The sequence below is a fragment of the Sphingopyxis sp. CR5 genome, assembly GCF_059693785.1.
In genome coordinates, this window is sequence record NZ_JCATIE010000013.1 from 93,339 (window position 1) to 105,619 (window position 12,281).

The 12,281-nt window shown below is 64.8% G+C and carries 12 protein-coding genes; 9 read left to right on the forward strand and 3 right to left on the reverse strand.

Going from position 1 to position 12,281, the window contains the following annotated elements:
- The first annotated feature begins 1 nt into the window (after position 1).
- The 7 genes from AC58D2_RS18080 to AC58D2_RS18110 all read left to right on the forward strand — a co-directional run bounded on the left by AC58D2_RS18080 (position 2) and on the right by AC58D2_RS18110 (position 4,307).
- Complete coding sequence (locus AC58D2_RS18080) at positions 2-916, forward strand: alpha/beta fold hydrolase (RefSeq protein ID WP_497392476.1); 915 nt, start codon at positions 2-4, stop codon at positions 914-916.
- Between the two features lie 127 nt (positions 917-1,043).
- Entirely contained in the window at positions 1,044-1,298 is a 255-nt protein-coding gene (locus AC58D2_RS18085; RefSeq protein ID WP_497392477.1) for a DUF6356 family protein, read from the forward strand.
- Positions 1,299-1,305: 7 nt separating this feature from the next.
- A complete protein-coding gene (locus AC58D2_RS18090) occupies positions 1,306-2,073 on the forward strand; it encodes an alpha/beta fold hydrolase (RefSeq protein WP_497392478.1) in 768 nt (255 codons plus the stop codon).
- A 14-nt stretch (positions 2,074-2,087) separates the two neighbouring features.
- Positions 2,088-2,525, forward strand: a complete 438-nt coding sequence (locus tag AC58D2_RS18095; protein ID WP_497392479.1) for an acyl-CoA thioesterase — start codon at positions 2,088-2,090, stop codon at positions 2,523-2,525.
- A 9-nt stretch (positions 2,526-2,534) separates the two neighbouring features.
- The gene (locus AC58D2_RS18100) at positions 2,535-2,972 is read left to right on the forward strand and encodes a VOC family protein (protein ID WP_497392480.1); all 438 of its coding nucleotides are present in this window, start codon (positions 2,535-2,537) and stop codon (positions 2,970-2,972) included.
- An 89-nt stretch (positions 2,973-3,061) separates the two neighbouring features.
- Positions 3,062-3,790: a hydroxyacylglutathione hydrolase gene (gloB, locus tag AC58D2_RS18105; protein ID WP_497392481.1), complete on the forward strand. Its 729-nt coding sequence runs from the start codon at positions 3,062-3,064 to the stop codon at positions 3,788-3,790.
- A 67-nt stretch (positions 3,791-3,857) separates the two neighbouring features.
- The gene (locus AC58D2_RS18110; RefSeq protein ID WP_497392482.1) at positions 3,858-4,307 is read left to right on the forward strand and encodes a hypothetical protein; all 450 of its coding nucleotides are present in this window, start codon (positions 3,858-3,860) and stop codon (positions 4,305-4,307) included.
- A gap of 92 nt (positions 4,308-4,399) precedes the next feature.
- On the opposite strand, the gene AC58D2_RS18115 is transcribed toward AC58D2_RS18110, so the two are convergent.
- From AC58D2_RS18115 to AC58D2_RS18125, 3 genes are read right to left on the reverse strand one after another with little or no spacing between them, the layout of a single operon-like run.
- Positions 4,400-6,229: an AMP-dependent synthetase/ligase gene (locus tag AC58D2_RS18115; RefSeq protein WP_497392483.1), complete on the reverse strand. Its 1,830-nt coding sequence runs from the start codon at positions 6,227-6,229 to the stop codon at positions 4,400-4,402.
- Positions 6,230-6,276: 47 nt separating this feature from the next.
- Positions 6,277-7,971: a gamma-glutamyltransferase gene (gene ggt / locus AC58D2_RS18120; RefSeq protein WP_497392484.1), complete on the reverse strand. Its 1,695-nt coding sequence runs from the start codon at positions 7,969-7,971 to the stop codon at positions 6,277-6,279.
- Positions 7,972-8,024: 53 nt separating this feature from the next.
- Positions 8,025-9,095: a quinone-dependent dihydroorotate dehydrogenase gene (locus AC58D2_RS18125; protein ID WP_497392485.1), complete on the reverse strand. Its 1,071-nt coding sequence runs from the start codon at positions 9,093-9,095 to the stop codon at positions 8,025-8,027.
- 85 nt (positions 9,096-9,180) lie between these two features.
- Here AC58D2_RS18125 and AC58D2_RS18130 point away from each other — a divergent pair, with 85 nt between their 5' ends.
- Both AC58D2_RS18130 and AC58D2_RS18135 read left to right on the forward strand, forming a co-directional pair.
- Positions 9,181-11,001, forward strand: coding sequence for a DUF885 domain-containing protein (locus tag AC58D2_RS18130; protein ID WP_497392486.1), 1,821 nt, complete (start codon positions 9,181-9,183; stop codon positions 10,999-11,001).
- Between the two features lie 87 nt (positions 11,002-11,088).
- Positions 11,089-11,973 (forward strand): helix-turn-helix domain-containing protein, encoded by an 885-nt coding sequence (locus AC58D2_RS18135; protein ID WP_497392487.1) that lies wholly within the window; start codon positions 11,089-11,091, stop codon positions 11,971-11,973.
- Positions 11,974-12,281: the final 308 nt, after the last annotated feature.

The following is a 12,281-nucleotide window of genomic DNA, read 5'->3' on the forward strand; positions in this document are numbered from 1 at the left end:
CATGAGAGCATCATTCGTTATCGCGGCGCTCCTTGCCCTGTGCGTCGCCGACCCCATCGTCGGCCACGCCCGCGCGGCCGAGCCGGAAGCGAGTTGTTCCGCACCGCTGGTCGCGGGCAAACGCATTACCGTAAAGGTCGAAGGCAGCGGGCCCGACGTCGTGCTGATCCCGGGCCTGTCCTCGCCGCGCGCGGTGTGGGACACGACCGCCAAGCGTCTGAAAGGACGATACCGGTTGCACCTGGTCGAAGTGCGGGGCTTTGACGGCGGCGATGCCGGTCCCAATGCAGACGGCCCGGTGCTCGATCCGATGATGAAGGAAGTTGCGGACTATATCGACGATTGCATCACCGACGCCGGCCGTCCTGCGCCCGCGATCATCGGCCATTCGCTCGGCGGGCTGACCGGCCTGATGATCGCGGCCCGCGCGCCGCAAGAGGTCGGCAAGCTGATGGTCGTCGACAGCCTGCCCTTTTTCGGCATGTTGTTCGGTCCGACGGCAACAGTCGAAACCGTCGAACCGCAGGCCGCGACGATGCGGGCGATGATGAGCGCGCGCGACAATGCCGAAGCCGATGCACGGACGCTGCAGATCATGTCGGCGACCGAAACCGGCCGCGCGCAGGTCAAGGCCTGGACGGCGGCCGCCGATGCGAAGGTCGCGGCGCAGTTGATGTACGACGACATGACGACCGATCTTCGGCCCGAACTGGGCGCGATCCTGTCGCCGGTGACGATCGTGTATCCACTCGACGCCAGTGTCCTGTCTGCCGATCAAGTCGACCAACTCTACAAGGGCGCCTTCGCACCGGTGAAGGACGCGACGCTGGTCCGCATCGACGGCAGCCGCCATTTCGTCATGCTCGACCAGCCGGACGCCTTTGCGAAAGCGGTCGATGCGTTTCTGAGCGAGTAGGTATCGCCCGAACACCCTCGTGGATGGCTTCGGTCCGCTCGCCCTGTCGATGCGCAGTCGATGCGCGCGCGTTCTTGCCGGAATCGCCTGCCCCCGCTAGGGCGGCGGCAACCGGAAAGGAGCCGCCATGTTCAAGCGCCTGTTCGTCGACCACCCAAAGAGCGTCGATGAAAATTACCTCGAGCATTTCGGGGTCGCCTCGCGCTTTGGCCTGACGATGATCTGGGGCGGATTGTGCGCGCTCGTCCATGCGCTCGTCCCGGGCTGGTGCATCACGACGGGCAGCGACACGATCCAGCGGCTCAACAAGATCATGGTCGAACAGCGCCGCGCCAAGGGCCAGGCGGTCGCGCAAATGCAGACCGTCGACTGGGTGATCTGACCGCGCCGTGACCGACCTCGCGCCGCCCGACTATCTCGAAAGAACCGGCCGCCCCCGGCTCGCCTATCGGCATGTGCGCGGCGGCGGGCCGACGATCGTGTTCCTCCCCGGCTATATGTCGGATATGGAGGGCGGCAAGGCGAGCGCGCTCTTCGCCTGGGCGGCCGCCGAGGGTCGGGCCTGCCTGTTGCTCGATTATGCCGGATGCGGCGCATCGGATGGCCTGTTCATCGACCAAAGCCTGCCCGACTGGCGCGGCGACGTGCTCGACCTGATCGATGCGAAGGCCGAGGGGGCGGTGCTGATCGTCGGGTCCTCGATGGGCGGCTGGCTGATGCTGCTTGCGGCGCTCGCGCTGACGCAGCGCGACGGGTCGGCGCGCGTCGCGGGGCTCGTCGGCATCGCGGCCGCGCCCGACTTCACCGACTGGGGCTTTACCAGCGAGGAAAAGGCGATCCTCCAGGCCGAGGGCGAACTGCGCGAAGAGACTCCCTATAGCGACCAACCCTATGTCACGACGCGGCTGTTCTGGCAGTCGGGCGAGGCAAACCGGTTGCTTGGCGGCGACATCCCGCTCGCCTGTCCCGTTCGCCTGCTCCACGGACAGGAGGATGGCGACGTTCCGCCCGACATCAGCCTGCGCCTGGCCGCTGCGCTCGCGAGCGACGACGTACAGGTGACGCTGGTCAAGGGCGGCGACCACCGGCTTTCGCGCGAAAGCGACGTCGCGCTTCTGATCGACACCGTCGCGCGGCTTGCCGCGCCCCATCGCTAACCAAAGGATCGTCCATGGCCCGGAGCGACTTTCGCTTCCACATCACCAAGCGCGTGCGCTACGCCGAAATCGACGCGCAGGCGGTCGTGTTCAACAGCCGCTATCTCGAATATTTCGACATCGGCATCACCGAATATTGGCGCGCCGCGGGCGTCCACGACCGCTGGCCGCACCACGCGAGCCCCGAATTCCACGTCGCGCGGGCCGAAGTCGACTACAAGGCGCCGATCCTTCTGGACGAGGAAATCGATATCTGCGTACGCGCGTCACGCGTCGGACGTTCGTCGATGACCTATATGTTCGAACTGCATGGCAAGGGCCGCGAGGATCTGCGCGCCGGCGGACTTCTGGTCAACGTGCATGTCGGCGAAGCGCGCGGGGCGCCCGCGCCGGTCCCCGATGAATTCGTATCTTTGTTCGAAGCATTTGAAGGATGCGGCCTTCGCGCCTAGATTGGCGCGATGACCAAATATCTCCACACGATGATCCGCGTGTCGGATCCCGATGCCACCATCGATTTCTTCAAGCTCATCGGGCTCGAGGAAGTCCGCCGTTTCGACAATGAAGGCGGCCGCTTCACGCTGATCTTCCTCGCTCCCCCGGGGCAGGAGGGCGTCGCGGAAGTCGAGTTGACCTATAATTGGCCGCCCGAGGACGGCAGCGCCCCCGAGGCCTATGCCGGCGGGCGCAATTTCGGCCACCTCGCCTATCGGGTCGAGAATATCTACGACATCTGCCAGCGGCTGATGGACGCCGGGGTGACGATCAACCGCCCGCCGCGCGATGGCCATATGGCGTTCGTCCGCTCGCCCGACGGCATTTCGGTCGAACTTCTTCAGGACGGATATCTCGATCCCGCAGAACCCTGGGCTTCGATGCCGAACACGGGCAGCTGGTAGCCAAGGCGCCCGGCAGGCGGCATAGTGGGACCAGGTCAGCAACCGGCTCCGGCGCGATCGCAGGAGGCCGGCACAAGAGGAGGCTTTCCGTGACGCCGCTGGAAATCATACGCATCCCTGTCCTCAGCGACAATTATGTCTGGCTGGTCCACGATGCCGCCAGCGGCGCAACAATGGTCGTCGACCCCGCGGTCGCCGCGCCGGTGCTCGCCGAAGCGGACGCGCGCGGCTGGACGATCGGGGCGATCTGGAACACCCATTGGCACCCCGACCACACCGGCGGCAATGCCGAGATAAAGGCGAAGACCGGTTGCGAAATCATCGCGCCCGCGGCCGAGCGCGAGCGCATTCCGACCGCCGACCGGCTGGTGCGCGGCGACGACACGGTCGCCCTCGGCGCGCATGTCGCCGAGATATGGGACGTGCCCGCGCACACGGCGGGCCATATCGCCTATCATTTCCCCGAGGACGGCGCGATCTTCGTCGGCGACACGATGTTCGCAATGGGATGCGGCCGGCTGTTCGAAGGCACCGCCGACCAGATGTTCGCCAACATGCAGCGGCTGGGCACACTCGACGACGCGACGCGCGTCTATTGCGCGCACGAATATACGCTGTCGAATGCGCGCTTCGCGGTGACGGTCGAGCCCGACAATGCCGCATTGAACGCGCGGCTCGCCGAAGTCGAGGCCGCGCGCGAAGCGGGCAAGGCGACCGTCCCGACCACGATCGGCGCCGAACGCGCCACCAATCCCTTCCTGCGCGCGCCGAGCGCCTCCGAACTCGGTCGCATTCGCGCGCTCAAGGACGCGGCCTGACCGGAGGCCGTAAGGCTGCGTTCATCGCGCTCCGTCTAGGAAGCGTATCATCGCAAGGAGTTTAGCCATGGCCATGAGTTTCCCGTTCCGTGCCGCCGCCTTGCTGACCCTGTCGGCGGGCGCGATCGCCGGTTGCACACCGTCGGGCACCGCCGACGCCGGCGCGAACGGTCTGACCCCGAAACAGGCGAAGACCCTGGAAAAGCAGCTGGCGGGCAAGGTCGCGGGCGAACCGGTAAGCTGTCTGCCGAGCTATCGCACGACCGACACGATCCGCGTTTCGGACAATATCCTGCTCTATCGCTCGGGCGGCAAGCTCGTCTATCGCAACGATCTCAAAGGCAGTTGCCCCGGCCTGGCGCGCGACAGCGACATCATGGTCGTCGAGCAATTCGGGTCGCAGGTCTGCAACGGCGACTTCTTCCACCTGGTCGACCGGTCGAGCGGCATTCGCGGTCCGACCTGCGTCTTTGGCGACTTCGTCCCCTATCGCGAACCGGCGGGGGACAAAGGCTGAGCCCTGCGCTCGGCGACGGGCGGGGTTCCGGTTTGCACCGAGCTCTTCGGGTCGCGCCCCTGCCCGTCATCTGACCCGGAACGCGCGCCGGCCTAACCCCGATACAGCGCGGCGATCTTGCCTTCATAGACCTGTTTCAGCACGTGGCGCCGGATTTTCATCGACGGGGTCATCTGTTCGTTTTCGATCGTGAAGGGCTCGTCGGCAAAGTCGAACTTGCGCACCTTTTCAATCACCGACAGCTGGCCGTTGACCCGATCGACGGCTTCGCGGATCGCCGTGCGAAACTTGTCGTGTTCGCGCAGGCGTTCGAGATCCTTCGGCAGCCCCTCCGCTTCGGCCCACTCGGCCATCCATTCGGGGTCGGGGACCAGAATGCCGACCAGATGCGGCCTCTTGTCGCCATAGACCATCGCCTGCAGGATTTCGGGTTGCAGGGTCAACATACCCTCCACCCGCTGCGGCGAGACATTGTCGCCCTTGTCGTTGACGATCAGGTCCTTCTTGCGATCGGTAATCACGATGCGCCCCGCTTCGTCGATATGGCCGATGTCGCCGGTATGCAGCCAGGGCGCGCCGTCGGGATCGGCGACGTCGGGAACCAGCACGCGCTGCGTCTCGGCCTCGTTGCGCCAATAGCCTTTCATCACCAGTTCGCCGCGCACGCAGATTTCGCCATCGTCGGCGATCCGCACTTCGGTGTTCATCAGCGGCGGCCCGACCGTGTCCATCTTGAGCCCGGTCTTCGGCCGGTTGCAGCTGATCACCGGCCCGGCCTCGGTCTGGCCATAGCCCTGCAAGAGCGTCAGCCCGATCGAATGAAAGAATACCCCGATTTCGGGATTGAGCGGCGCGCCGCCCGATACGAGGGCCTTCATCCGGCCGCCGAACCTTTGCTGGATCTTCGGCCGGAACAGCTTGTTGAGCAGCAGGTCGACCGGACGGTCGGCCAGCCCCATGCGCCGTTCATAATCCTTCTCGCCGACGCGCAGGGCCTGGCGGAGCATCCAGTTCGCGAGTTTGCCCTGCTTCTCGACCGACTTGATCATCCGCGCGCGAATGACCTCGAACAATCGCGGCACGACGACCATGATCGTCGGCTTTGTTTCCTCGATATTCGAAACGAGTTTCTCAAGGCCTTCGCTATAATAGATTTGCGCGCCGACCATGATCGGCAGGAACTGCCCGCCCGAATGTTCATAGGCGTGGCTGAGCGGCAGGAAGGAGAGAAACACTTCCTCCTCGCCGATGCCGAAATCATTGACCAGTATTTCGGCCGCCCCGGCCGCATTGTGCAGGATCGCTCCATGGTGCTGCATCACCCCACGCGGCGCCCCGCCCGTGCCGCTGGTATAGATAAGGCACGCAACATCGTCCCGCGACATCGCAAGGCCCCGCGCCTTGATTTCGTCCAGATGCGCCTCGCCGCCGGTAACGAGCGGCGCCCAGTCGTGCACTTCCACCTCGCCCTGCTGGCCGACGCGCAGCGGCTCCATGCTGATGACGATATGCGCGTCGGACCGCATCACCGCGGGCATCAGCGTTCGCGCAAGCTTCGCGGTCGAAACGATCACCGCGCGCGCGCCGCTGTTGTCGAGGATATGCTGGTGGTCCCGCTCGGTGTTGGTCGTATAGGTCGGAACCGTGATGCAGCCCGCCGCCATGATCGCGAGGTCGGCGATGCAGAATTCGGGCCGGTTCTCGCTGACGAGCACGATACGGTCGCCTTCCTTCAGGCCAAGCCGTCGCAGATTGTTCGCAAGCGCCGCGACCTGATTGGCGACCTGGCGCCAGCTGAGCGGCTGCCAGGCGCGATCGGCCTTGCGCCACAGGAACGGGTCTTCGCCGCCCTTTTCGGCGCGGTCGAAGAACATCGCGACCAGACTGGGAAATTGGTCGAGATGCGGGTTGTCGAGCTTCATGCCTCTTCTCTCCCGGGAGGATGCTGCGTCTATTATGTTGTCTGTCGTTATTCGGCCGCCGCCGTCGGGTCGTCGGTGGCCCAGTTGCCCGGCGTCCGCGGGTCCGCGGCGCCGCGCCAGCCGGTCGGCGTGCGTTCGATCGCATTGACCTTCGACCCGAAGTCCTCGGGCCGGATCGGCTTGCCGAAGACCGCCGATTCCTGCGCGATTTTCTGCCCCATCGCATTATCTTCGATGATCGCGCCCTGATCGTCGAAGAACAGGTTGGGAAGCGCGATCGCATCCTGCGCCGACAGGCCCCAGTCGAGGACACCGATCAGCGTTTTCGTCACGTGCATGATGATCCGCTTCCCGCCCGCCGAACCGAGCGCGAGCACGACCTTTCCGTCGGGGCCGTACACGATCGTCGGCGACATCGACGACAGCGGGCGCTTGTTCGCCTCGACCCGGTTGGCGACGGGCTTGCCGTCCTTCTCGGGGACGAAGGTGAAATCGGTAAGTTCGTTGTTAAGGATATAGCCATTGGCGACGAGCTGGCTGCCAAAGATCGATTCGACCGTCGAGGTCATCGTCGCGACATTGCCGTCGCGGTCGACTGCGACGAAATGCGTCGTCCCATGTTCGTTCACCGGACCCGACGCGGTGCGCGGTTCCGCACCCGGGGGCGAGCCCGCGGGATAGTCGCTGCGCACCGCGAAAGGCGAAATCAGCATCCGGCGGTCGGCAAGATATTGTTTGTCGAGCAGCCCCTTGACCGGCACGTCGACGAAGTCGCTGTCGCCGAGATACTGGCCACGGTCGGCGTAGGCGAGCTGCATCGCCTCGGCAAGCAGGTGCCAGCTCATTACATTATCCTTGCCCATCGCCTTCATGTCATAGGCTTCGAGCATACCCAAGATCCCGAACACGGTCGTCGCCCCGGACGAGGGCGGCCCCATGCCGCAAACCTTGTAGACGCGATAGGTCGTGCAGACCGCGGGGCGCTCCTTGGCCTGATAGGCCTTGAGATCGGCCAGCGTCATTTTCGACTGATTGCGCGGTGCCTGTGTTACGGCAGTGACGATCGCCTGCGCATTCGTGCCGGTGTAGAACGCATCGGGTCCGCGCGCGGCGATGTCGCGGAGGATTTTCGCATAGGCGGGATTCCGGATCACCGTGCCGACCGGCGCCGGCTTGCCATCGACATAATAGATCGCACGGGCCTGCGGGAAATCCTTCCACACGTCGGCGTAGAGCGTCATGTATCTGTTAAGGACCGGCGTCACCTTGAAACCCTTGTCCGCGAGCGCGATGGCGGGCTGAAAGATATCCGCCCAGGGGAGCTTGCCCCAACGCTTGTGCACGTCCTGCATCAGGCGAATATTCCCCGGAACGCCGACCGACAGGCCGCCGGGCACGACGTCCATGAAGCCGCGCGGCTTCCCGTCCTTGCCCAGGAAGCGGTCGGGCGTCGCCGCAGCGGGCGCCTTCTCACGCCCGTCGATCGTCAGGATCTGCCCGGTCTTCGCATCGTGGTAGATGAAGAAGCCGCCGCCGCCGATGCCGCTCGATTGCGGTTCGACAAGCGTCAACACCAGCATCATCGCCATCTCGGCATCGGCCGCCGAGCCTCCCTTCATCAGGATTTCGCGCCCCGCTTCGGTCGCGCGGGGATCGGCGGAAGAGGTGACGCCCTGCGCCGCGGCAAGCGACGGGAGCGCGATGACGAACAGGCTGAGCACAGCAAAGAGTCGTTTGATCATGCGCGCGACATTGGCGTGGCGTCGTACCGAGTGCAACCCCGCAAGGTTCGGGGTCAGCCCGCGGTGCCCACCGCGTCGGCAACGCGTGCGAAACCCTCGCGCTCGGCCAGACGTTCGATCCCGTGCGCAATCCGCGCCGCCAGTCCCGGCCCTTCGAACACCATCGCCGAATAGATTTGCACCAGGCTGGCACCCGCCCGGATGCGGTCCCACGCCTGCTCGGCGGTGGCGATGCCGCCCACCCCGACCAGCGGCACCCGCCCGCCGCTCGCGGCCCGAAAGTCGCGGAGCCGTTGCAGCGCGAGTTCAGCCAGCGGCGCGCCCGACAGGCCCCCCGCTTCATCGGCATGGCGCGACGTCAGCGCCGGTCTTTCTATCGTCGTATTCGACACGATGACCGCCGCAAGACCCTTGTCGATCGCGACCGCGACGATGTCGTCGATGTCGGCGGGCGCCAGGTCGGGAGCGACCTTCAGGAAAACAGGCCTCGCCGCCGAACCGGCCTGCGCCGCCGCCACCCCGTCGAGCAACGCCTCGAGAGCAGCCTTGTCCTGCAAGGCGCGCAGTCCCGGCGTGTTCGGCGAGGATATATTCACCGTCAGATAATCGGCGAGCGGCGCCATTGCCGCCGCGCCCTTCGCATAGTCGGCGATCCGGTCGGCGCTGTCCTTGTTCGCGCCGATATTGATGCCGAGCGGCACCGGCAGGCCAAAGCGGCGCAGGCGTGCGATGCGGTCCGCCGCGCTGTCCTGCCCGCCATTGTTGAAGCCCATGCGGTTGATCACCGCGCGATCCTCGACCAACCGGAACAGGCGCGGGCGAGGATTGCCCGCTTGCGGCAGCGGCGTCAGCGTCCCGACTTCGACGAAGCCGAAGCCGAAGTGCGGCATGGCGTGCGCAACGCGGGCGTCCTTGTCGAAGCCCGGAGCGAGCCCGACGGGGTTCGGAAAATCGATGCCCGCCACTCGCGTCGCGAGCACGGGGCTGGTCAGCGCGCAGCGCGCGCGCGGCAACGGCTGGAGCGCCTGGAGCGTCAAGTTGTGCGCAGCCTCGCCATCGCTTGCGTGAACGAAGGGACGGACGAGCGCATAAGCGGTATCGGCGGCGGAAGCGAACAGCGACATGGGGCCTGCCATTGCGCCGCGCCGGACGCTATGGCAAGCCCCGCGGCGGGCCAGCAAAAAAACATAGCAAAACGGGGAGTAAATCGTGTCACGTCGTCGCCTTGCCGTCAGCTTGTCGAGCTGCCTTGTCCTTCTGGCCGCCGCCGGATGCACGTTCGCCGCGGTCGACGCGCCACGCGATGTCGCTTCGCCAGCCCCCGCGCCCGCCGGTGCCGGACTCGCCGAATTCTTCGAAAAATACGACCAGGCCCAATTGTCGCTGAGCCCGCTCGGCAAGGCCTATCGCGGCATTCGCGACGATGATTACGGCAAATGGAACGACGTCAGCGACGAAGCCGAAGTCGCCGAACACACGCTGCAACAAGCCGCGGCGGCCGCAATGCGCAGCAGCTTCGATCCGGAAAGGCTGTCGAAGGAAGACGCGCTTTCGTTCGAATTGTTCAACGCGCAAGCGGCGCGCGACGACCGGCTGTTCGCCTTTCGCGACCACGGCTATATCTTCGACCAGATGAACGGCGCGCAAAGCCGCATGCCCGCCTTCCTGATCAACATCCACCGCGTGTCGAACCCGACCGAGGCCGAAGCCTATGTGTCGCGCATCCGGGGCATGGGTCCGGTGATCGACGCGCTGTCGGCGCAATCGGCCGCGCGCGCGGCCAAGGGGATTCAGCCGCCCAAATGGGTCTATCCCTATGTCATCTCGGACATCGAAAACCTGCTGCGCGACGATAATGCGGTGATCGAGGATATCGCGGCGAAGACGGCGAAGCTCGACGTCACGCCCGCAGAAAAGGCGCGCATCATGGCGGAGGCCAGGTCGGCCTGGGCCGACAGCGCCCGCCCCGCCTATACACGCCTTCTCGAAGAAATGAAGCGGCAGGAAGCGGTCGCCCCGACCGAGGACGGGGTGTGGCGCCTCCCCGACGGCGCCGCCTATTATCAGGCGTTGCTGGCCAATTACACCACGACCGACATGACCGCGGACCAGATTCACGAACTGGGTCTTCGCGAAGTCGCGCGGATCCACAAAGAGATGGAGGCGATCAAACGCAAGGTCGGTTTCAAGGGCGATTTGCAGGCGTTTTTCGAGCATCTGCGCACCAGCCCGCAATATTATTACACCAGCCGCGAAGCCTATCTGGCCGACGTCGATGCGAAGGTGAAGACGATGGAGGCCCGCCTCCCCGCCTTTTTCAACACGCTGCCCAAGGCGCATCTGCAAGTGAAAGCGGTCGAGGCGTTTCGCGAGAAGTCGGCGGGCAAGGCCTTTTACCAATCGCCCTCGCCCGACGGCTCGCGTCCGGGCACCTATTATGTGAACCTTTACGACCTGCGCGACATGTCGAAGACCGAGCTTGAAGCGCTCGTCTATCACGAGGGTATTCCCGGCCATCACCTGCAGCGCGCAGTGCAGACCGAGCTTGACGACCTGCCGGCGTTCCGCCGCTTCGGAGGCTTCACCGCCTATACCGAAGGCTGGGGCCTCTATTCCGAGGAACTGGCCAAGGACATGGGCGCCTATACCGACCCCTATAGCGATTTCGGGCGCCTCGGCATGGAGTTGTGGCGCGCCTGCCGGCTCGTCGTCGACACCGGCATCCATGACCGGCGCTGGAGCCGCGAAAAGGCGATCGCCTATCTGAAGCAGAATACCCCGAACCCCGACGGCGACATCGAAAAGGCCATCGAGCGCTATATCGTCTATCCCGGTCAGGCGACCGCCTATCTGATCGGCAAGCTCAAGATCATGGAACTGCGCGAACGGTCGCGGGCGGCGCTCGGCGATCGCTTCGACATCCGCGCCTTTCACGACGTCGTGCTGAAATCGGGGCCGGTGCCGCTCGACATCCTCGAACGGCGCGTCGACGCATGGATCAATGCCGAAAAGGGCCGGTCCGCGCCATAAAATTGCCTCTTGACGCGCCGCCCTGAAAAGCAAATGCTTTGTTACATATCAACAAGGCAGCATCAGGCTGTCGGGGTCGGTCTCGTCATGACGCAAAATACACCGCCGCCGTCGGGGGACGGCGATACGCCATTCGAGCTGCATTATTACCCGCCCGATTCCGATTTGGCGGAGATGGTCTCGAGCTTCTATATCGCGCGGATCAACATGGCGTCGTTCGACGAATATGAACGCGCCGACCGGCCGCAGTTTCGCTTCATGACCGATGCCGACGGCGAATATGTCTTTACGAACGGGCATCGCGCCGACGCGTGCCGTGCCAATATCATCGGCCCGACCAGCGGCCGCGTGCGCGCGATCAGCCGGCGCCCGACGGGCCTGTTCGGCTTCGGCATGCTGCCCGCGGGCTGGGCGGCCCTGATAGGCGACGAAGCCGAACGGCTCACCGACGATGCGATCAACGCGGCCGACCTGTTCGGTCCGTGGGTCGAGGATGTCGCGGCGACGCTGGAACGCGCGGCCAGCGCCGAGGAGCGGCTCGTCATCCTCAACAATTTCGTGCGCGAAGTGCTGAAGAGCAACGACGCGGCGCCGATGTGGTTCATCCATACCGTCGATCGGTGGCTGAGCGAATCGATCTCGCCCCAGGTTTCCGACCTCGTCGAAGCGACCGGCATGTCGATCCGCTCGGTCGAGCGCATGACCAAACATTATTACGGGCTGCCTCCACGCATGCTCGCGCGCAAATATCGCGCGGTACGCGCCGCCGCGGCCCTGGCGCGGGGCGAAACGCTCGACGAAGCGATGCTGGGCGAAGCCTTTTACGACCAGTCGCACCTGATCCGCGAGGTCAAGCGCTTCGCGGGGGCGACCCCCGGCCAGCTGTCGCACCCCACGCGCTATACCGAGGCGACGACCAAGGGCCGCAAGCAGCTTGCGGGCAAGGTCAGCCCGCTCGTGTCAGAAACTTGAAACAAAAGCGCAAGCGTTCGTTAACCAATTAAAATTGCGCAAAATGCCGATTTGGCGTTTTCGTCCAATCGCGAATCGCCGCGCAGGAATATTCGAACCCCGCGACCCAGAAGAGCTCTTCCTCTTGACGAGGATCGAGACCTTCATCTTGGCACTCATTCGGTTTCGGCCGGATGGGTGCCATTTTTTTTGCAGCTGCATACGACGCCGCACGGGTTGCACCGCGGGAGGCCCTTCTCTATATAAGTGGAGTAATTTACTCCAGTTAAGAATCGTTCGCAATTCGAACGGGAAAGAGCCCGGACCCA